The sequence below is a fragment of the Longimonas haloalkaliphila genome, from assembly GCF_055379825.1.
Genome location: NZ_AP043948.1, coordinates 1,428,505 through 1,447,743 on the forward strand (window position 1 = coordinate 1,428,505; position 19,239 = coordinate 1,447,743).

Sequence of the window (19,239 nt, forward strand, 5' to 3'; positions counted from 1 at the left end):
TTCTTACAGATTACCCCCATTCTCCTTCGCAGCGATTCGATCATGGCCGCAATACAGAGCTTTCGCGATTTGCGTGTCTATCGCCGAGTGCTTCGAGAAGCTAAACGAATCGGTAGCAGCTCAATGGTAAGTGATTGCCATGTTAGGTTACTTCATCACGGTTCGCTGAAACCCCCTCTGTCTTCGAGCTTCGCCGCAGGCGTGATCCTGTGGACATCTCCCCCTTGGATAAGGGAGAGAAACCCGTAGGGAGAGGGGGGGCGACTGATAGGAGACTCCGGTGGCCAATTGATTGATCACGTAGCGTCTGTCCACTGCCAACGAATCTTCCAGCGCTCACTCTCTTTTCCAAAAGAGGAGCGTTACTCACTAACAGACCAGATCAGGCGCTCTTCTCGTGCCGTGAGTGCGATGATGGATGAAGCTTGGGCACGGCGGCGATACCAGGCTGCTTTCGCAAACAAGATCAAGATAGCACTTGGCGAATCGATGGAAACACAGGCCTGGCTTGATCATGCCCGCATGTGTGGTTATCTGCACGAAGCCGAATACAAGACGCTCGATACCGCCTGCCAACAGATCGGCGGCGTGCTTCAGCGCATGATTCAGCGTGCCGACACCTTCTGCTCCGCACCTTCCAAGTGACGGAATAACCCTCACTGCAATCCTCCATCTTCCATCTACGATCCACGATGGCCCCCAACCCAAACTCCAAAACCGGAAATCGGAAATCGTCTAATCCGAAATCGAAAACGGCATTCGTTACTGGAGGCACAGGCTTCGTGGGTAGTCATCTGGTAGAGGCGTTGCTCGACCGCGGGTACGATGAGGTGCGGTGCCTGGTGCGTTCGCGACAGAAGTGGCTGGGCCCGCTCGACATCACGCCTGTACGGGGCGATCTGACAGACGTAGAAGCGCTGTGGGAGGGACTGCGAGGCGTTGACGAGGTCTACCACGTGGCAGGAATCACACGCGCTGAAGACTGGAATGCGTTTTACCAGGCCAATGTGCGGGGCACGCTGAACCTGCTGGGAGCAATTAAGCAGGTCGCCCCTGATCTTGACCGTGTGCTTGTAACCAGCAGTCTTGCTGCGGTCGGACGCGGCGCAGAGGGGGTTGCTACCGAAGACGCTCTGCTGGAGCCGGTGAGTCGCTATGGGCGAAGCAAAGCCGAGATGGAAAAGGCGCTTCACAGCACGCATCAGATGCCCACCTCGTACTGGGATACACTACCGATCACGATCGTGCGTCCGCCTGCAGTCTACGGGCCGCGCGACCGCGACATCCTCACGTTCTTCCAGGCGGTGAACAGCCACGTGTGTCCGGTTGTCGGCGGAGGGAGCGATCCGGCGGTGAGCCTGGTGCACGTCCGCGACCTGGTCGACGGGATGATCCAGTGCGCCACCGCACCCGAGGCCGCGCATGACGTTTTCTTTCTGGGCAGCCTGCGCCCGTATGCGTGGAATGAGGTGAAAGAGGCCTCGACGCAGGCTCTGGATACATGGGCGGTTACGGTGCCGGTGCCCACATTCATGGTTGGAGCTGTCGGTGCCGCATCCGAACTGTGGGGCAAGCTGTCGGGGGCGTATCCCGCATTAAACCGGGAGAAAGCCCGCGAGATTAGGTATGCCGCCACCATGTGCAGCAGCGACAAGGCAGTGGAGCAGGTTGGATACAGCCCTTCGATCGCGCTCAAAGACGGGGTGGCTGAGACGATCGCCTGGTATCGCGATGAGGGCTGGCTGTAGCACCGGATTGATGCCGGGGACTGCTATTGGAAAAGCTGGATACGCAGCCGAAGCGTTGGAACGGAGCGCATCCGGTGCTGATTGGAAAAGCGTCTTGTTTTTCTTCATCCTGCCTGCACCCGCCCTGTGCCCGACTCGCCCCCACCCAGTCACTTCTCTGCTGCGGATACGAGTGTTCTCCGCGAATCCAGTACGACTCGCGCCGAAATTGCTTTTTTGATGCTTGCCGGTGTGTTTATCGGGGCACTGGTCATGACCAACGCCATTGCAGGCAAGTTCTTCGTGCTGTTTGGTCAGGAGCTCTCGGCGGGTATTATTGCATATCCGGTCACCTTTCTTGTAACCGATCTAATTTCCGAGCTCTTTGGCCGTAAGCGTGCCAGCACGGTCGTGGGGGTGGGGTTCGTCGTCAGCGTATTTGTTACGCTTGTGGTGTGGATTGCCGGGCAGATGCCCGTCTACGAGGCGTCGCCGGTGTCGCAGGAGGCGTTTGATATGGTGTTCGGGCTGATGCCCGGCATCGTGCTCGGGTCAATGATTGCCTACCTCACAGCCCAGTACATCGACGTACAGATTTTTGAGTGGCTGCGTGGACTCACCAAGGGCAAGTACATGTGGATCCGTAACAACGGGTCGACATTCTTCAGTCAGCTCGTAGACACCACGATGGTAGTGACGATTGCACTGGTGTGGTGGCCGCAGATCGACGGCAACCCCCAGACAGAAGCAATCGCGTGGTCAACCTGGCAGGGTATTGTGTTCGGACAATATGTATTCAAGATCGGCATTGCCGCACTCGATACGCCCGTGCTTTACGTCTGCGAGCACTGGCTGCGGGAGTGGATTGAGGCCGATCCGAAGGGGCGCTCCAGCGAAGAGATGTCTGTATCTGCTCCAGCCACATCGCAGTAGGGCGTGGAGCAGTAGGGCGTGAGTCGTAGCCCGGCTCATTATCTGCGCAGCATGCAGAAGACTACCGCACCAGCTCCAGCCGGTCGTTGCGATAACGATGAATGAACAGCGCCTGATTGATATTGCCTCCGCTGAAGTCAAGACGAATCCCGAGTCCTTTGTAGCGTGGCGCGTTGCGGAGTGTAGACGGACGAATACGCGTGTCGCCTCCGAGGCCATTCAGGAGATAGTCAGCGACGTCGTACCCAGTGTATGCGAGGCGCTTGGCTGTGGGAGACTCTGCATCGGGGGCGCGACCTGTGAGGATCTCATGGTTGCTTATGAACTCCTGCACGTCGTCGCGTGCGGTGTTCACGTAGAAGTCGTTGGTGTATGTGGCGGTGAACTTGCTGGCCTCCTGTTCGATATTGAGGTCGTGCCACTCCGAGTTGCCGAGCGCACGAATGCCCAGCCGCATGCGTTCAAGCCCAATGAGCGCTTCCTGGATACGTCCGCCTGCGTTGCGCCCAGTGAACGGGAGGTACACGGCCTGTGCGTTTGAAAGCATCTCGTTTGTGATGGTTGTGTCAGAGCGGATCGCATTGGGCAGGCGCGACCAGGTGCGCGAGCTCTGCACCTCATAGGTGAAGGGCACGTCCATGCCGATGGAGCGCGCTTCGTCGCGGAAGCCGGTTGCCATGCGTTCGCTCAGGCGATTGCCCCGCTCGTAGACCACAGCGGTAGAGCGGATGAGCAGCGCCTCGGCGGCATAGCGCGCCATCGCCTGCCCCCGCATCTCAATCGACGGATTGGCCTGGAAGACGTGGCTACGCCCGGCTGACACGGTGGACTCGGTTGCCAGCGGCGCGATGAGTACGATGCCAGCATCTTCGGCCGCATCCCCTGCAATCGTGGCTTGCTGACTGTAAAAGGGGCCGATGATAACATCTGCGCGATCGATGCGAACAAGCGAGTCGACCGCCGCCCGAAGCGAGCGCTCATTGGGACCATCGGGGGCAGAGAAGTGCCGCATGTGTAGTTTTGCGACACGCTGCGGCTGTCCAACCTGCTCTGTGACGGCCTGAAGCGAATCGACAAAGAGCGTGTCGCGCTGGGTAACGAGAGCCGTGGCCCCTTCGTCAGCGGCACGTTCCTCATCAAAAAGGGCAGCGGTGTCGTGTACCGTCACGTCTGCTTCGCTGCCGAGCTCAGAGGGAAAGACGTAGCGCCGGGAGACCCCGTTGTGGCGGTCTACAGCCAGGCGGACGCCGTTGAAAAAGGCTTGCGAGCGCGCTGCCTCTTCACCGCTCAGGTCAAGCATAATACCGATATGTAGCGTGTCGGGCGCAGCTTGCCCGGAGCGCTGGCCGTCGCGAGCATAGCTGATGATCTGGTTAGCGTGCGAGCGGTAGCTGGTGTCGGGATAGCGCTGGAGAAGCGTTTCGAGGATCGATATCGCATCGTTGTAGCGTCCGGCCCGGTAGAGTGCCCGCCCGCCCATGAGAAGCGCCGCGGTGGTCTGGCGATGGAGCGGATACTCGACAGTGGCGCGAAAGCGCCGGTAGGCCTCGGTATAGTCGCCTCGTTCAAAAGCTGCGATCCCCTCCTCAAAGAGCAGTTCAGCATCTTCATTCACAGGGATGCCGTTTGTCTGCTGCGCGTGGAGCGCAGAGGGAAGCGCCGTGAGTGAGAGCATCAGCACAAGCGCTACAGAAATCCAACGCCACATAGGTTCAGATACGTTCGATGATCAGCAATACGGTGGAGCAGGAGCGTCGGGGACAAGCCCGAGAACCAGCTACTCCCATTCGATGGTACCCGGCGGCTTGGAGGTAATATCGTACGTGGCCCGGTTGATGCCGCGCACTTCGTTGACAATTCGGTTGGCTGTGTGCCCGAGCATGTCATGCGGGAGATGCGCCCAGTCGGCGGTCATCCCATCGACGCTGGTTACGGCACGCAGGGCACAGACGTGCTCATAGGTGCGCTCGTCGCCCATAACGCCCACTGTTTGTACGGGGAGCAACACCGCAAGAGCTTGCCACACGTCGTTGTACAGGCCGTGGGCCCGTAGCTCCTCGATAAAGATAGCGTCAGCAGCGCGCACAATAGCCAGACGCTCGGGCGTAACAGCACCCATAATGCGAATCGCCAGTCCGGGGCCCGGAAAAGGATGTCGGTTTACGATAGCCTCTGGAACGCCCAGAAGCTCCCCAATAGCACGTACCTCATCCTTAAAGAGCTCACGAAATGGCTCCAGGAGCTCAAAGTCAAGTTCCTCGGGGAGGCCGCCCACGTTGTGGTGGGTTTTGATCGTGGCCGAGGGGCCCTTAAACGAGACGCTTTCGATAACATCGGGGTAGAGCGTGCCCTGAGCGAGGAACGTTGGACGGGTGCCGAGGTCTTCTGTGAGCGCGTCGGTTTCTTCGGTGAACACGTCGATGAACGTGTTGCCGATGCGCACGCGCTTCTCCTCTGGATCGTCGATGCCTTCCAGGGCATCAAGGAACCGGTTGGTGGCATCTACAGCACGCAGGTCCATATCGAAATGGCCGCGGAAGGCGTCCTGCACCTGGGTCCACTCGCCGTTGCGAAGCAATCCGTTGTTGACAAAGATGCAGTGCAGCTGGTCTCCGATTGCCCTGTGAAGCAGCGCTGCTGCAACCGACGAGTCGACCCCGCCCGAGAGTCCAAGAATGACGTGCTGATCGCCAACGGTTTCGCGAAGGGCAGCGACCTGGGTTTCCACAAATGAGGCAGGCGACCAGGTGCCGGTACATCCGCAGATGTTGAGCGCAAAGTTTTCAAGCAGCCGCGCGCCGTAGTCAGTGTGCACCACTTCGGGGTGAAACTGCACGCCAAAGTGGGGCCGGTCGGTGTGTCGGACCGCTGCGATGGGGGCGTTCTCGGTCTGTGCAATGACGGTGTAGCCGTCAGGAAGCGCTGTGAGGTGGTCGCCGTGGCTCATCCAGACGGTCGATCCGTCGGGAACGCCTTTCAGGAGCGGGTCGGTGCGATGGTTTTCGGGGATGCGCAGCGTAGCCCGCCCAAACTCGCGTCGGTCTGCGCCCTCTACTGCTCCGCCTCCGATGTAAGCGATCGACTGCAGTCCATAGCAGATGCCCAGTACGGGCACGGGGGTGCCGTCGGGACGCGTGAGACGAAGCAGGTCGGGGTTGAGGTCGGGGGCATGGTCATCGTACACCGAGCAGGGCCCTCCCGAAAGGATAATGCCGTTCGGGTTCAGCGCGGCGAGCTCCTCGGTGGAACGCGTGCAAGGATGGATCTCGGAGTACACCCCGGCCTCGCGGACGCGACGGGCAATGAGTTGTGTATACTGCGACCCGAAGTCGACAATAAGAATGCGTTCGTCAGTCATGCGATACAGGGCACAAACAGAGAAAGACGACAGAGAAAGATGGCGGCACGACGTTACGCAACGTCGGTGTAAGCTTCGGCATCGAGCAGGTCGTCGAGTTCGGTCTCGTCTTCCATTTCGATGACGATCATCCAGCCGTCGCCATACGGATCTTCGTTTACTTGCTCGGGTGCGTCTTCCAGGCTCATGTTGACGTCGGTGATTGTGCCTGACACCGGCATGTAAAGCTCGGAGACGGTCTTTACGGCTTCTACGGTGCCGTATACATCGCCAGCGGAGAGCGTGGTGCCTTCGGGCTCAAGCTCGACGAACACGATGTCGCCCAATTCGCCTTCGGCAAAGTCGGTAATGCCGACGGTAGCGGTGCCGTCGTCTTCAACGCGCAGCCATTCGTGATCTTGCGTGTAGTACAGGTCGTTGGGGTAGCTCATAACAGGAGGGAAGGTTCAGATAAAACGGAGGACCTGCGTTATCTCGTATAAGCGAGCGTATGTCGCATGCGAAAGCGGGCCCTGAAACGGATAAGCGGGTACGGGGTTACTCGGGCGGAGTGTACGTGAACGACTCCATAAACTGCGTGTCGAAGGTGCCTGCTTTGAAGTCGGCGTTCTCCATCAGTTGCTGATGGAAGGGAATCGTTGTCTTTACGCCTTCGATGACGAACTCGTCAAGTGCACGCTTCATTCGCCTGATGGCGCGTTCGCGAGTATCGCCATGTACGATCAACTTGGCGATCATCGAGTCGTAGTTGGGCGGGATGCGGTAGCCCGTATACGCATGCGTATCCACCCGCACGCCGAGTCCGCCGGGCTGGTGGAAGGCTGTGATCGTACCCGGCGAGGGGCTGAACTTGCGCGCCGGGTCTTCCGCGTTGATGCGGCACTCAATTGAATGGCCGTTGATCGGAAGTTCGGTACGCGTCACCGTTTCGCCCATGGCAACCCGAATCTGATGTTCGATCAGGTCGCAGCCGGTGACTTCTTCAGTGACGGGGTGTTCAACCTGGATGCGCGTGTTCATTTCCATGAAGTAGAAATTCTTTTCCGCATCCACCAGGAATTCGATGGTGCCAGCGCCCTCGTAGTTAATGGAAGATGCTCCTCGGATGGCGGCTTCACCCATGCGGTGGCGCAGGTCTTCATCCATGACCGGGGAGGGGGCCTCCTCAAGTAGTTTCTGGTGGCGGCGCTGGATGGAGCACTCGCGCTCACCGTAGTGCATAACGTTGCCTTGGCCGTCGCCGACCAGTTGGATTTCGACGTGGCGCGGCTGTACGACGCACTTTTCGATGTATATGGCCGGGTTGCCAAAGGCCGCGTCGGCTTCGGAGCGAGCGCCCTCGTAGAGCTGCTCAAAGTCTTCGGCTTTGTGCACGAGGCGCATCCCGCGCCCGCCCCCGCCGGCGCTAGCTTTTACCATGACCGGATATCCGATCTCATTGGCAATACGCTTGCCCTCATCCATTGAGGCAACGATGCCATCGGAGCCTGGCACGACAGGCACGCCAGCTTCGGCCATCGTCTCTTTCGCGCGACTTTTCTCACCCATGAGCCGGATGGTTTCGGGCGAGGGGCCAATAAACGTGAGGTCATGATCAGAGCAGATCTGACTGAACTCAGCGTTTTCGGAAAGGAAGCCATAGCCGGGATGGACAGCGTCGGCTCCGGTCACTTCGGCGGCTGCGATGAGCCGATCAGGCCGCAGGTAGCTTTCTCCAGAGGCAGGCGGTCCGATGCATACAGCTTCATCAGCAAACCGGACGTGAAGCGAGTCAGCATCGGCCGTCGAGTAGACGGCGACCGTGCGGAGGCCCATCTCATGACAGGTGCGGATAATGCGAAGGGCAATTTCGCCGCGATTGGCGATCAGTACTTTCTTCAAAACGGCTGGCGGGGTCAGGTGAAACAACGATCGAAGAGCAGGGGGGAGGCCCAGGCACGAACTACCTGCATGCAAGGTAGAGGCAAAGGTGCATGCAAACAGGCAAGAGAGCGTGCGGGGAGCCGGTCGCCTAACTCTGGTCAACGATAAAGAGCGGCTGGTCAAACTCGACCGGTTCAGCGTCTTCAACGAGAATCTCCTTGATAACGCCAGGCTGCTCGCATTCGATCTCATTCATCAGCTTCATCGCCTCGATGATGCAGAGCACCTCGCCTTCGCCAACGCGGTCGCCCTCTTCGACGAACGGATCCGAGTCGGGCGACGGAGCCCGGTAGAAGGTACCTACAATGGGCGCTTTAACGAGCACCTCATTCGCGCCCAGCTCGTCGTTATCTTCGCCTGTAGCGGTGTCTGACGAAGCAGGGGCTTCTTTCGTAGAGGCAGGCTCTGGGGAAGCGCTTGCAGGAGCAGGTGCAGGCTGTTGCGGCTGCGGGGACTGCTGTCCATACGGCTGTGGGGCTGCGCCATAGGGTTGCGGGGGGCCGTACGAATGCATTGGTGGATTGTACGACGGCTGCATCATGACCGTCGGGGCATTCTGGCGAATCGTAATCTTGAAGTCGTCTTCCTCTACTTCAACTTCGGAGACGCCGCTTTCGGCAACCATCTGAAGCAGCTCTTGAATCTTGGACAGTTTCATGCGTTTTGAGGCTGGATGAGACAAACGAAAAATCATACGAGCCTTGAAGGCGCCGCATGCAAAAAAGGAGCGTACGGAAGCAAAGCATCCATACGTCTTGAGCGTTCCAGTACAGGCAGAGTGCCTGTGTCTGCTCTAAGCCGACTCTACACGTGTTTCGTATTCACCGGTCTGGGTGTTAACGCGCACGCGGTCGCCCTCGTTGATGAAAAGCGGCACATCGACCACGACCCCACTTTCCAGCGTAGCCGGTTTGGAACCGCCTTGTGCTGTGTTGCCCTTTACGCCTGGAGTGGTTTCAACAACCTCCAGGTCCATCTTCTGAGGAATATCGGTTCGCAGCGGCTCTTCAGTGTCGGTGCGAAACAGGATATCAACTTCGGCGCCCTCTTTCAAATACTCGCGTCCGTCTACGCGTTCAGGAGGAATTGAAAACTGTTCATACGTTTCCGTATTCATGAAGTGTAGGCCGAGGTCGTCTTCATAGAGGAGTTGGTGCGTACGCTTTTCTACGCGCACTTCTTCGACCTTTTCACCGGCACGAAAAGTGTTGTCCAGTTCGCGGCCGTCGCGCACGTTTTTAAGCGTAGTGCGCACAAAGGCGCCGCCCTTACCAGGCTTCACGTGGAGGAAATCAACGATCTGCCATAGATCATCTTTCCAGATGAACGTAAGGCCGTTGCGGAAGTCACTTGTACTTGTCATGGAGTTAGCTATCAGTTACCGAAAACTGGCGAGCGGCCTGTACACAGAATGCGCTCGCTACGCAGATAAAACTGTCCTATGCAGAGCGCTCTATGCATCGTTCTACGCATCGCTCTATAAAATAAAGACAGCCAAATGCAATATAGAGCACAGCAGCCCTTGGTGTCAATCTGTTGCAGGCACGCATCAGATCTATAAGTGGAGTAGGCAACAAATTGTTGCGCGAAGGCCATAGAGAAGCGCTTGGCCTCTGGAGCAGAGAAGGCAATTCACGCCCTTTTGCTGCCCCTTAGGCAGTAAGACCTGCAAAGACCAGTGCGGAAAAATAGGTTCGAGGAGGGCTACGTCAGCTAAATGACCGGGACAGTCGCAGCGATACCCCGGAGCTCTTCGCAATGATGACTCTTCGCAATGATGAAATGCGCTGATGGTGCGGGTGGGCTTATCGAAACGGGCGTTCTATAGAGAGCGCCTCCGGTAAGTCGCGTACGCCGACCGGGCCCTGGTAGTAGAGCAGCGGCTCTCCATACGTAGCCCCAATGCGATAGCCATAGGTACGGGCCCGAGCCTCCACCCATTTAAAAAACGCTGGATTCGACACGTATGTCTCTGGCTCGTCGGAGCTGGCCTCGTACTCCGGGTTGTAGAACTGCGATTCAAAGGCCTGGAGAGCGTCGATGCGCCGCTCCCACACGCTCGACACGTCAACCACGAACGTAGGCTCGAAGGGAACAGCCTGCATGTAGTGCAAGATATGGTGGGGACGCCACGGCGCTTGCTCATCTCCGTCAGGCCCGCTCGTCTCAATCTTCCGCAAGCCGCTGTAGTAGAGCGCATCGGTAGCCAACTCGGCGGCCGCGCAATGGTCGGGGTGGCGGCATTCCGGCGCGTTGAGGAGCACAATCTTAGGACGATACCGGCGAACCTGCTCGATGAGAAGACGACGCGTCTGTGGCGTGTTCTCAATGTTGCCATCAGGGAGTCCGAGGTTCGACCGGTCTGCGAGTCCCATAATGCGCGCTGCAGCACGGGCCTCCTGCATACGCCCCTCAGGCGTACCGCGCGATCCTAACTCGCCGCGAGTAAAATCTACCACAGCAGTCGTGTAGCCCTGTTCATTAAGTACACACATGATGCCGCCCGCACAGAGCTCAACATCATCAGGATGGGCACCGAGCGCAAGTACATCAACATTCGTAGGAGGCATAGAGGAGTCGGTAGAGTCTGGCACGATTTTCGGTTATTGATAGTAATGCTGCGTGTAAGTCCAGCGTCTATGGGAAAACACGCGTGGAATGCGATAACGACTTTCTTACTTCCAAATTGAGTACTCTTCGCTCTATGAGCATGCGTTCACAGAATTCCGCGTCATCGAACGACAAGAATGAGTTTCGGATGCCATTTCGTCCGTCTCCATCAGCAGAGCCGATATCAGAAAGCACCTGGACGATCGGGATGCGTATCTACTGCCAGGTATGGGATGCGTACCGCCAGGCCGGTATGCCCTTCGGCGTTTCCGACGATGCGATGATCGTGTGGTACACGTTTCATCCAGGCGACGAGTACGACCTGCACACCGTACATCCGAACTAAGTAGGCCAGTAAAAATACATCTACGGATTTGTCAATGCGAGGAGCACGCTTGCAACCGACATGATGGTGGGGGCGCAGCGAATAAGTACGCCGAGGGTGCGATCGCGTGCGTCCCACCGCGCCCGTTCGTTCCACCATCCCCGTTCGCTCCGAACGGCGAGGCACAAGATTGCGGCATCGCCAGCGCTCCTCGCAACGTGCAATACGCGAAGATGCTTTTGTAGACCTACTTAACCACGAAGTTGACGATGCGTCCAGGTACGTAAATCTCGCGCCGCACAGTACCTTCGTCCAGATAGCGGGCTACGTTTTCGTCGGTACGTGCTTCGTCGAGTACTTCCTTTTCGGGCGCATCCGGTGCAACCTCAATAGTACCGCGCACGGTCCCGTTTACCTGCACCGCCATCTCGACTACGTCGCGCTTCAGGTAGTCCGGGTTAAACGACGGCCAGTCTGCGTGGGCAATACTCGTATCATGTCCCATACGGGCCCACAGCTCCTCAGCAATATGCGGAGCAAAGGGACTCAAGAGAAGCACGAAAGGTTCTGCAACAGTCCGGGGCACCGCATCCCACTTCTTTGCGGCATTCACGAACTCCATCATCTTCGCGATGGCTGTGTTGAAGCTGAGGGATTCGATGTCTTCGGTGACTTTCTGTATGGTCGCGTGCAGTACGCGTAGCTGTTCGCGGTTTGGGCGGGCATCGTCTGCTATCTGTGCGTTGCCGTCAGCGTCAACCAGGAGGCGCCACACGCGACCGAGAAAGCGGTACACGCCGTCCACGTCGGATGTGCTCCAGGGCTTAACCTGCTCCAGGGGCCCCATGAACATCTCATAGAGGCGAAGCGCATCTGCACCATACTCATCGATAACATCGTCCGGGTTCACGACATTGCCCCGGCTCTTGCTCATCTTGTGCGAACGCGCGTCGACCCTTATTGCAGGCTGGTCGGCCAGAACAAAGTGGTCGCCGTCTTTCGTGATCGCTTCTTTATCGACAGCAGTCGGTGTAACGCCGGTGCCGGTGCGCGTGTCGGTTGCGTCGTCGACGTGCTGGGCCGATACGTAGTGGCCTTCATCGTCAACGTACGCAGTGTACTCGGTTTCGCCCAGAATGAGGCCCTGGTGGATGAGCTTTTGGAAGGGTTCGCGCGTAGATACTACGCCTGCGTCGTACAGCACCTTATGCCAGAAGCGAGCATAGAGCAGGTGCAGAACGGCATGCTCCGACCCACCCACATACAGATCGACCGGCATCCAGTACGCCTCTTTCTCCGGGTCAACGAGCCGTTCGTCGTTGTGCGGATCGATGAATCGCAGAAAGTACCAGCACGAACCGGCCCACTGGGGCATCGTGTTCGTTTCGCGTTTTGCAGGGGCGCTGGTTTCCGGATCGGTGGTCTCCACCCAGTTCTCCAGTGCAGCAAGCGGGCTCAGGGCGGCGTCTTGCTCCAGAATCTCGTTGTACGACTCGATGTCTGGTAGCTCGACAGGCAGTTCATCTGCAGGAACGGGCTTTGCCTCGCCATCCACATGAACGATGGGGAAGGGTTCGCCCCAGTAGCGCTGACGGCTAAAGAGCCAGTCGCGTAGCTTGTAGTTGATCGTCGCCTCCCCGTGGCCATGCTCCTCGAGCCAGGTAGTAATGTGGTCTTGGGCCGACTCCACATCGAGTCCGTTCAGGAAATCGCTGTTGATGGCCGGGCCATTACCGGTGTACGCATCCCCCTCAAAGTCTTCGGGTGGCTGTACAGTGCGTATGATAGGGAGGTTGTACTTCTCGGCAAAGGCCCAGTCGCGATCGTCCTGCCCGGGCACGGCCATGATTGCTCCGGTGCCGTATGAGGCCAGTACATAATCGGCGACCCAGATCGGAATCTCCTCTTCGGTAACCGGGTTGACGGCATAGCCCCCTGTAGGGACGCCCGTTTTCTCTTTTTGGAGCTCGGTCCGCTCCAGTTCGCTCTTTTTCTGGGCCTGGTTGCGGTATTCGGATACGGCATCGGCGTGCTCCTCGGTGGTCACCGCATCAACAAGCGGATGCTCGGGAGCAAGCACCATATACGTGGCTCCAAAAAGTGTATCGGGGCGCGTGGTGAAGACCTCGAGCTCGCCATCGTAATTGGCCAGGGGGAAGCGGATCGTAGCGCCTTCAGAGCGACCGATCCAGTTGCGCTGCATCTCTTTCGTGCTCTCGGGCCAGTCGAGGGCGTCGAGCCCATCGAGCAGCCGTTCGGCATACTCGGTGATCTTGAGCATCCACTGGCGCATGGGGATCCGCTCGCAGGGATAGCCCCCGCGTTCGCTCTTGCCGTCGATCACCTCCTCGTTGGCAAGCACTGTACCCAGCTCTTCGCACCACCACACCGGCACCTCTGCCTGATAGGCCAGGCCGCGCTCGTGCAGCTTCAGGAAGATCCACTGCGTCCACCGGTAGTAGTCGGGGTCGGTCGTGTTGATCTCCCGATCCCAGTCGTAGGAAAAGCCAAGCCGTTTCAGCTGGCTACGAAAGTTATCGATGTTGCGCTCGGTGGTATCGCGCGGATGCGTTCCGGTCTTTACCGCATATTGCTCGGCCGGCAGGCCAAAAGCATCCCATCCCATCGGGTGCAGCACGTTAACGCCCTGCATCCGTTTGTAACGGGCCACAATATCCGTAGCGGTGTACCCCTCGGGGTGACCGACATGAAGTCCGGCACCGCTCGGGTACGGAAACATGTCGAGCACATAGCATTTTTCGGCGTCAGGATCTACGTCCTCAGGCGTTCGAAACGTGTTGTTCTCTTCCCAGTAGCGCTGCCACTTGGGTTCGATCTCTGCGAAAGGGTAAGCGGGCATATTAAAGCGAGAGCCGGTAGATTCGTCGATAAGAGCAAGCACGACAGCCCAACGACCGCCGCGGTACGAAGATTCGTTCGCATCCCCGTAACGAGACGGCAAGACTGTGTAAACACTGTGTGTTAGGGGGTTGGATGCGGGGGGCTGGGAGGTTCTAAAAAGCTGTACCCATTGTCGAGAAAGAGGCGTCGAAGTAGCGGGCTACGGTTGCAGCATGATCGGCAAAGGTGGAGCGGAGTCCGAGTGCACGCCCGGTTCCATCGGGGCGTACTGCGAGAAGGGGCACAAACTCGCGGCTATGGTCGGTACTGGGAGTGGTGGGGTCGTTACCATGGTCGGCTGTAATGACGAGGACGCCATCGTTGGGAAGGGCGTCGAGGATGCGGGGCAGCGCGCTGTCGAAAGACGCAAGGGCCTCTGCGAATCCCTCTGGATTGTTGCGGTGGCCGTACTCCTGGTCGAAGTCCACCAGGTTGGTCCAGACAAACGTAGGGGGCGACGCCGGTGTGTGGCTTCTCAGGGTCTGAATGGTCGCTTCGACCCCTTCGTTGTTGTTCGACGTTTTGATCATCTCGTCGAACCCGGTCCGGGCAAAGAGATCAGCGATCTTTCCGATAGAGACGGTGCGTATCCCTTGCTCCTGCAGCTTGTCTTGCAGCGGCGGAGTCTCGGGGCGGCGAGCGAAGTCTTTGCGTTCCTCGGAGATGCGTGTGTAGTTGCCGGGGGTTCCTACAAACGGACGGGCAATGACGCGCCCCACGCCGTGTTCGCCGGTACAGACCTCGGTGCGTGCCACCTTGCACAGGCGGTACAGTTCGTGCAGCGGAATGACCGCTTTGTGGGCAGCAATCTGAAATACGCTGTCGGCCGAGGTGTACACGATCGGAGCCCCCGTGCGTTCATGCTCCGGACCGAGTTCCTCAATGATGACCGTACCTGATTCGGGGCGGTTGCCAAGCACGCGGTCTACGCCGCCGTGCGACCGGAATGCATCGATAACCGTGTCCGGAAATCCATCGGGATATGTTGGAAACGGGTGCTCAAGATGGATTCCAGCCAGCTCCCAGTGTCCGGTGGTGCTGTCTTTGCCCGCCGAAACCTCGCGCATGCGTCCGTAATCAGCGGTGGGTGCGTCAACGCGGGGGATGCCGTCGAGGTCGGCAACATGGCCGAGTCCGAGAGCGGCCAGGTTGGGCAGAGACGGCTGCTGGGCGGCGCATACGTGCCCGAGCGTGTGGCTGCCACGATCGCCGTAGTGCACGGCGTCGGGCTGAGCGCCAACGCCAACGCCGTCGAGTACAATAGTCACAAAGCAAGGCATGTCGTTGAGCCGGTTAAGGGAAGAGGTAAAGCGAAAGGCCTTTCGCTACATTTGTGGTAGGAGGATGAGCAAAAGGGTTTTCATAAGATGGCAGGAAGATGCACGGCTTTCTATAGGAGTTATGTGAATATGTGCATTTATAACGCTGTGCGTCATGAATGAGGAACTTGTGACGCACTGCGTTATAAAGGGCCTTGGACAGTAAAAACAAAATGTCTACCCCTTGAAAGACAGTGTCGCACGACCTGTTAACAACTACTTACGAGGTGATTACTATGGGTACTAAAGCAGAGCAAAAAGCAAAAGAGAACGGTTCACGAAAGCCAGTTGATTTCAGCAAGCTGCCTGAAGAGCTCACAGAGCGCGGCCGTGAGGTATGGCTGGCTGGACTTGGTGCGCTCTCGCGTGTTGAGGAAGAAGGAGACCGGATGTTCAAGGACCTGGTCAACCGTGGTGAGAAGTATGAAGAGAAGCGCCGCAAGCAGCTCGACGACGCGGCTGCGGAGATGAACAAGCAGCAGGAGTCGATCACGGAAGAGTTCAACCGTCGCTTTGAGGACGTGTCGAAGCGTGTATCGGATGCGGCCCAGACGGTGGAGCGGACGGTGTCGTCGACGCTGAACGATACGCTGGGGCGCCTGGGCGTGCCTACCCGCGAAGAGGTGCAGGGGCTTTCGAGCAAAGTCGGGCAGTTGTCTGAGAAGCTTGATGCGCTCTCTGCCATGCTCGACCAGCGTGCCTCAGGAGAGATGCCGGTCTTCCACATTGCGTATAGAGAAGACGAGTGGGTCCTCCTCCAAGACGGTGCGGATGCGCCGCTGCAGACCTTCGAAACCAAGAAGGAAGCGGTTGATGCTGCCCGCGACGCTGCGAAGGCCCAAGCTCCGAGCCGGCTGATCATCCACAAGCAGGATAACACGGTGCAGGAAACGATCAGCTACGATCAGGAAGATGATGCGTAGCGAGAAGTGCCTGGCCCGTCATTAGCGGGCGGGGCATTCTACCACCCCGACCACTGCATACTGGCCCGTCTCCCCATGTGGGGGACGGGTTTTTCGTGTTTGTTAGCATTTCCCCTTCGCATGCTCCGTTGGGGGGCGCAGGTATGGCAGCTATCGGGGTATGGAGAGAGGTAGAGAGAGGTAGAGAGAGGAACGGGTGAACGAAAAAGCGCCTCTCCTGCTGCTGAATGCAAGACATCCGCAGGTGAGAGGGGGCTTGCATTCAAGGCGAAACAGTGTGGTAGACGAGGAGAGCGTTGCAAAGAGGCATGCCGGCTTGCATCCCAAAGAACCAAAAAAGCCGCTCTGGCAGAGAGGCCAGAGCGGCTTGGTTGAAAGAGCGTGTTGCTTTGGGCGCCTTTAGCGCTGTGGATGCATTAGCGCCGCGGGTGCAACGCGGCAAGCTCTTCGGCATCATCCCAGAGCGACAGGGCGTGCTGGTAGATCGGATCTGTTTCATTGAGCGTAGGCTGGGCCGTACGGAGGCCGAACAGCTGCCGTGCCAGGAATCCTTTGAGGCGAAGGCGTAGCGCCTCTTCGCTATTAGTGCGGTCGGCATAGAGGAACGTGCCCTGACTTGGAGCTACCTCACCTGGATCGCTCGTGTACGACATACCTCGCTCCTCTGTGAACTCCCAGAAGGAAGTGACAAGCGAGTCGGGCGTCGAGAAATCTTCGAGGAACGCGTCTGCGTCATCGCCCCACGAGGAGCGTACATGCTGTTCGTTCTGTGCAAACCAGTTGCGGATAAAGGCGAAGTCCATGTTCACCGTAGACACGAAATTTGTGAGGCTCGACGTATCAGGCTGCACGACGATATCAGGCATAATGCCGCCACCGCCGAAGACCTCGCGTCCGTGCTCGGTTTGGAATATAAGCGAGTCAGGAACGCTTTCGCGGTAGGCACTGGGGTCGAAGGTGGCCGTTTCCTGATCAGCCATCATGCGCTCGATGTACTGCTCTTGATCGCCATTTTCATACGGCGTCTGGATGAGACGTCCGAGGGGCGTGTAGTAGCGGCCCACGGTCATCTGCAGCAGGCTGCTGTCATCCAGGTCGAACTGCTTCTGGATGAGCGCTTTGCCGAAGGTACGGCGGCCCACGACGAGAGCCCGATCGTGGTCTTGCAGCGCCCCCGACACAATTTCGCTGGCGGAAGCAGAGCCCTGGTCTACGAGCACGATGATGGGCGTGTCTTCGAGGCTCCCGCCTCCGCTTGCGTTAAACGTTGTGTTCATGGAGCGCTCGCGACCGCGCGTTTCAACGATCGAAAGGCCAGCTCCGAGCATCTCGTCGGCAACCTCGATGGCAGAGCGCATTACACCGCCCGGGTTGCCTCGCAGGTCAAGCACGAGGCGCTGCATGCCCTGTTCGCGGAGCTCGCCTACATGCTCCATAAACTCGTCGTGCGTGGTCATGGCGAAGCGGTCGATCTTCACGTAGCCCGTACGGTCGTCGCTCATGTACGACGTGTTGATCGAGTACATTGGGATTTCGTCGCGGGTAATCGTGTAGTCCTCTTCCTGGCTGGTACCGGGACGGTAGATCGTGATCGTGACCTCCGTACCTACCTCGCCTTTCAGGCGCTCCTGAATGCCATTTGTCCCGATGCCAACAGCGGTTTCGTCTTCGATGCCGACAATGCGATCGCCTGCCATGATGCCGAGGCGTTCACTCGGGCCATCGGCAATGGGAGAGATGACCCGGGCGGTGTCTTCGACGACCTCAAACATGACTCCGATACCGCCGAACGAGCCGCGGTAGCTATCCTGCACGCGCTGCACATCCTCAGCAGGGATGTAGGTGGAGTGCGGGTCGAGGGCGTTTAGCATGCCTTCGATGCCTTCTTCCACGAGCTTCTTGGATTCAACCTCATCGACATACTGACGCGTAATGATAACGAAGGAGCGCTCCAGCTTCTGAAGCTGCTCGTAGGCCGTATCGTCAGAGGTAAATGAGTTTACCTGCACACCAAGCACGGCACCGAGAAGGATCAGGCCAATGGCAGGAAGGACGTATCGTGTTACATGTCTCATAAGACACAGCCGGTAAGGCGTAAAGAGAACGGGTCGTGCGGATGTAAGACATACATGCAGGGCGCAGACACAGGGTGCAGGGCGCAGACACAGGGCGAACGGAGCACACTACCACAGAAGAAAACAGGAGCAGCGCTGGTTGCAGCTGACTGCACAGTCGATTGCAATTTTGATTGCAATCGTAGGGGCGCTTTGCATATATGGGCTACAATGGTAAGACCTGTACACCTGGTTTGTTGCGTACAGCCAGTACTTTGAAGCGAATGTGGACTATCCTGTTACCATCTGGAACAGCTGGCGATGAGAAGCTCTGAGATGAGAAAGATATTGTATGTGATGCGTATGCTCGCTATACGTCTTAAAATTGTAGGTCACAGGTCATTATACCCTGTACATGTCCTGTAAATAGAAGGCGTTGCAAATAAGAGTTTGCTCTCTCACGCCAATCGCCTCTACGCTAATCGGCAGCGGCGCTACCCATGAATAAGCGAATATCAGACTACTACTACATCTTTGATGGACGCAGCGGCCGGTCGGTGGCTGTTGAACGGAGTAGCGGGAAGCCTGCTTCTGTGGTGCCAAACAAAGAGCTGAACGATGAAATGAAGCTGGCACGCTACCTTGAATCGGAGCAGTCGTCTTATGTGCTTCGTGCATTTGCATGCTGGTGCGTTCGCCAAACATGGCAAGAGGAGGCCCCGTCGCAACGCTGCTACAACCTGTGGGACACCGCGCGTGCGGTGTCTGCCCGCAGGGCTCCGGTCTCGGCACTACGGGAGGTGCGAGCCGCCTCAGACGACGAAGCGGTTGCCGCTTCAACAATAGGACTGCCCCGCCGGAGTCCCGAAGCCGCTCAGCTTCTTGCGGCGCGGGGCTGCGCTGACCCCGACGTGTACACGGCTGTACACGACGCGATGCACATGAGCCTTCGATGGGCTGAGTGTGTGGCTCAATCAGATCCTGAAACGGCTATCCGCATGATGCGTACGCGCCACCGCAACGCACTGCTTGACGCAATAAACGGCGAGGCGCCATTTGCAACAGAAAACACCGCGACAGAGGCGCCCCGCGAGCCAGACGCGTAAGGAGCACGTAAGCAGGCTAAACATAAGCCGCCTAACATGGCACGCTGTTGGGGGAGAATC

The 19,239-nt window shown here is 58.1% G+C and carries 16 protein-coding genes; 6 read left to right on the forward strand and 10 right to left on the reverse strand.

The window, feature by feature from the left end:
• Positions 1–288 precede the first annotated feature (288 nt).
• The 3 genes from ACZ48V_RS05645 to ACZ48V_RS05655 all read left to right on the forward strand — a co-directional run bounded on the left by ACZ48V_RS05645 (position 289) and on the right by ACZ48V_RS05655 (position 2,660).
• On the forward strand, positions 289–645 hold the full coding sequence (locus ACZ48V_RS05645; RefSeq protein ID WP_464542422.1) for a four helix bundle protein: 357 nt from the start codon (positions 289–291) through the stop codon (positions 643–645).
• 47 nt (positions 646–692) lie between these two features.
• Entirely contained in the window at positions 693–1,748 is a 1,056-nt protein-coding gene (locus ACZ48V_RS05650; RefSeq protein ID WP_464542423.1) for an NAD-dependent epimerase/dehydratase family protein, read from the forward strand.
• Between the two features lie 126 nt (positions 1,749–1,874).
• Positions 1,875–2,660: a queuosine precursor transporter gene (locus tag ACZ48V_RS05655; RefSeq protein WP_464542425.1), complete on the forward strand. Its 786-nt coding sequence runs from the start codon at positions 1,875–1,877 to the stop codon at positions 2,658–2,660.
• A 61-nt stretch (positions 2,661–2,721) separates the two neighbouring features.
• Here the strand turns inward: ACZ48V_RS05655 and ACZ48V_RS05660 are convergent, their stop codons facing one another.
• The 7 genes from ACZ48V_RS05660 to bshB1 form a co-directional block, all read right to left on the reverse strand.
• Positions 2,722–4,368 carry an ABC transporter substrate-binding protein gene (locus ACZ48V_RS05660; protein WP_464542427.1) on the reverse strand — a complete coding sequence of 549 codons (1,647 nt, stop codon included), beginning with the start codon at positions 4,366–4,368 and terminating at the stop codon, positions 2,722–2,724.
• A 69-nt stretch (positions 4,369–4,437) separates the two neighbouring features.
• The gene (gene guaA, locus ACZ48V_RS05665) at positions 4,438–6,018 is read right to left on the reverse strand and encodes a glutamine-hydrolyzing GMP synthase (RefSeq protein WP_464542429.1); all 1,581 of its coding nucleotides are present in this window, start codon (positions 6,016–6,018) and stop codon (positions 4,438–4,440) included.
• Between the two features lie 53 nt (positions 6,019–6,071).
• A complete protein-coding gene (gene gcvH, locus ACZ48V_RS05670; RefSeq protein ID WP_464542431.1) occupies positions 6,072–6,449 on the reverse strand; it encodes a glycine cleavage system protein GcvH in 378 nt (125 codons plus the stop codon).
• Positions 6,450–6,555: 106 nt separating this feature from the next.
• Positions 6,556–7,899: an acetyl-CoA carboxylase biotin carboxylase subunit gene (accC, locus tag ACZ48V_RS05675; protein WP_464542433.1), complete on the reverse strand. Its 1,344-nt coding sequence runs from the start codon at positions 7,897–7,899 to the stop codon at positions 6,556–6,558.
• 130 nt (positions 7,900–8,029) lie between these two features.
• Positions 8,030–8,599, reverse strand: coding sequence for an acetyl-CoA carboxylase biotin carboxyl carrier protein (accB, locus tag ACZ48V_RS05680; RefSeq protein ID WP_464542435.1), 570 nt, complete (start codon positions 8,597–8,599; stop codon positions 8,030–8,032).
• Positions 8,600–8,734: 135 nt separating this feature from the next.
• Positions 8,735–9,304: an elongation factor P gene (gene efp / locus ACZ48V_RS05685; RefSeq protein WP_464542437.1), complete on the reverse strand. Its 570-nt coding sequence runs from the start codon at positions 9,302–9,304 to the stop codon at positions 8,735–8,737.
• 442 nt (positions 9,305–9,746) lie between these two features.
• A complete protein-coding gene (gene bshB1 / locus ACZ48V_RS05690; protein WP_464542439.1) occupies positions 9,747–10,511 on the reverse strand; it encodes a bacillithiol biosynthesis deacetylase BshB1 in 765 nt (254 codons plus the stop codon).
• Positions 10,512–10,651: 140 nt separating this feature from the next.
• Here bshB1 and ACZ48V_RS05695 point away from each other — a divergent pair, with 140 nt between their 5' ends.
• Positions 10,652–10,897: a hypothetical protein gene (locus ACZ48V_RS05695; RefSeq protein WP_464542441.1), complete on the forward strand. Its 246-nt coding sequence runs from the start codon at positions 10,652–10,654 to the stop codon at positions 10,895–10,897.
• A 226-nt stretch (positions 10,898–11,123) separates the two neighbouring features.
• Here ACZ48V_RS05695 and leuS read toward each other — a convergent pair whose 3' ends face one another.
• Together leuS and ACZ48V_RS05705 are read right to left on the reverse strand one after the other, a co-directional pair.
• Positions 11,124–13,736, reverse strand: coding sequence for a leucine--tRNA ligase (gene leuS / locus ACZ48V_RS05700; protein ID WP_464542443.1), 2,613 nt, complete (start codon positions 13,734–13,736; stop codon positions 11,124–11,126).
• A gap of 154 nt (positions 13,737–13,890) precedes the next feature.
• Positions 13,891–15,057: a phosphopentomutase gene (locus tag ACZ48V_RS05705; RefSeq protein ID WP_464542445.1), complete on the reverse strand. Its 1,167-nt coding sequence runs from the start codon at positions 15,055–15,057 to the stop codon at positions 13,891–13,893.
• 275 nt (positions 15,058–15,332) lie between these two features.
• Here ACZ48V_RS05705 and ACZ48V_RS05710 point away from each other — a divergent pair, with 275 nt between their 5' ends.
• Positions 15,333–16,019, forward strand: a complete 687-nt coding sequence (locus ACZ48V_RS05710) for a phasin family protein (protein WP_464542447.1) — start codon at positions 15,333–15,335, stop codon at positions 16,017–16,019.
• Positions 16,020–16,435: 416 nt separating this feature from the next.
• Here ACZ48V_RS05710 and ACZ48V_RS05715 read toward each other — a convergent pair whose 3' ends face one another.
• A complete protein-coding gene (locus ACZ48V_RS05715) occupies positions 16,436–18,094 on the reverse strand; it encodes a S41 family peptidase (protein WP_464542449.1) in 1,659 nt (552 codons plus the stop codon).
• Between the two features lie 479 nt (positions 18,095–18,573).
• Between ACZ48V_RS05715 and ACZ48V_RS05720 the strand changes: the two genes are divergently transcribed.
• A complete protein-coding gene (locus ACZ48V_RS05720) occupies positions 18,574–19,179 on the forward strand; it encodes a hypothetical protein (RefSeq protein ID WP_464542451.1) in 606 nt (201 codons plus the stop codon).
• Positions 19,180–19,239: the final 60 nt, after the last annotated feature.

Excerpts from the sequence above, each read along its gene's own strand:
- ACZ48V_RS05650 (WP_464542423.1), top strand. The coding sequence starts at position 693 with ATGGCCCCCAACCCAAACTCCAAAACCGGAAATCGGAAATCGTCTAAT.
- ACZ48V_RS05660 (WP_464542427.1), bottom strand. The coding sequence starts at position 4,368 with ATGTGGCGTTGGATTTCTGTAGCGCTTGTGCTGATGCTCTCACTCACG.
- guaA (WP_464542429.1), bottom strand. The coding sequence starts at position 6,018 with ATGACTGACGAACGCATTCTTATTGTCGACTTCGGGTCGCAGTATACA.
- gcvH (WP_464542431.1), bottom strand. The coding sequence starts at position 6,449 with ATGAGCTACCCCAACGACCTGTACTACACGCAAGATCACGAATGGCTG.
- accB (WP_464542435.1), bottom strand. The coding sequence starts at position 8,599 with ATGAAACTGTCCAAGATTCAAGAGCTGCTTCAGATGGTTGCCGAAAGC.
- efp (WP_464542437.1), bottom strand. The coding sequence starts at position 9,304 with ATGACAAGTACAAGTGACTTCCGCAACGGCCTTACGTTCATCTGGAAA.
- bshB1 (WP_464542439.1), bottom strand. The coding sequence starts at position 10,511 with ATGCCTCCTACGAATGTTGATGTACTTGCGCTCGGTGCCCATCCTGAT.
- ACZ48V_RS05695 (WP_464542441.1), top strand. The coding sequence starts at position 10,652 with ATGCGTTCACAGAATTCCGCGTCATCGAACGACAAGAATGAGTTTCGG.
- leuS (WP_464542443.1), bottom strand. The coding sequence starts at position 13,736 with ATGCCCGCTTACCCTTTCGCAGAGATCGAACCCAAGTGGCAGCGCTAC.
- ACZ48V_RS05705 (WP_464542445.1), bottom strand. The coding sequence starts at position 15,057 with ATGCCTTGCTTTGTGACTATTGTACTCGACGGCGTTGGCGTTGGCGCT.
- ACZ48V_RS05710 (WP_464542447.1), top strand. The coding sequence starts at position 15,333 with ATGGGTACTAAAGCAGAGCAAAAAGCAAAAGAGAACGGTTCACGAAAG.
- ACZ48V_RS05715 (WP_464542449.1), bottom strand. The coding sequence starts at position 18,094 with ATGAGACATGTAACACGATACGTCCTTCCTGCCATTGGCCTGATCCTT.
- ACZ48V_RS05720 (WP_464542451.1), top strand. The coding sequence starts at position 18,574 with ATGAATAAGCGAATATCAGACTACTACTACATCTTTGATGGACGCAGC.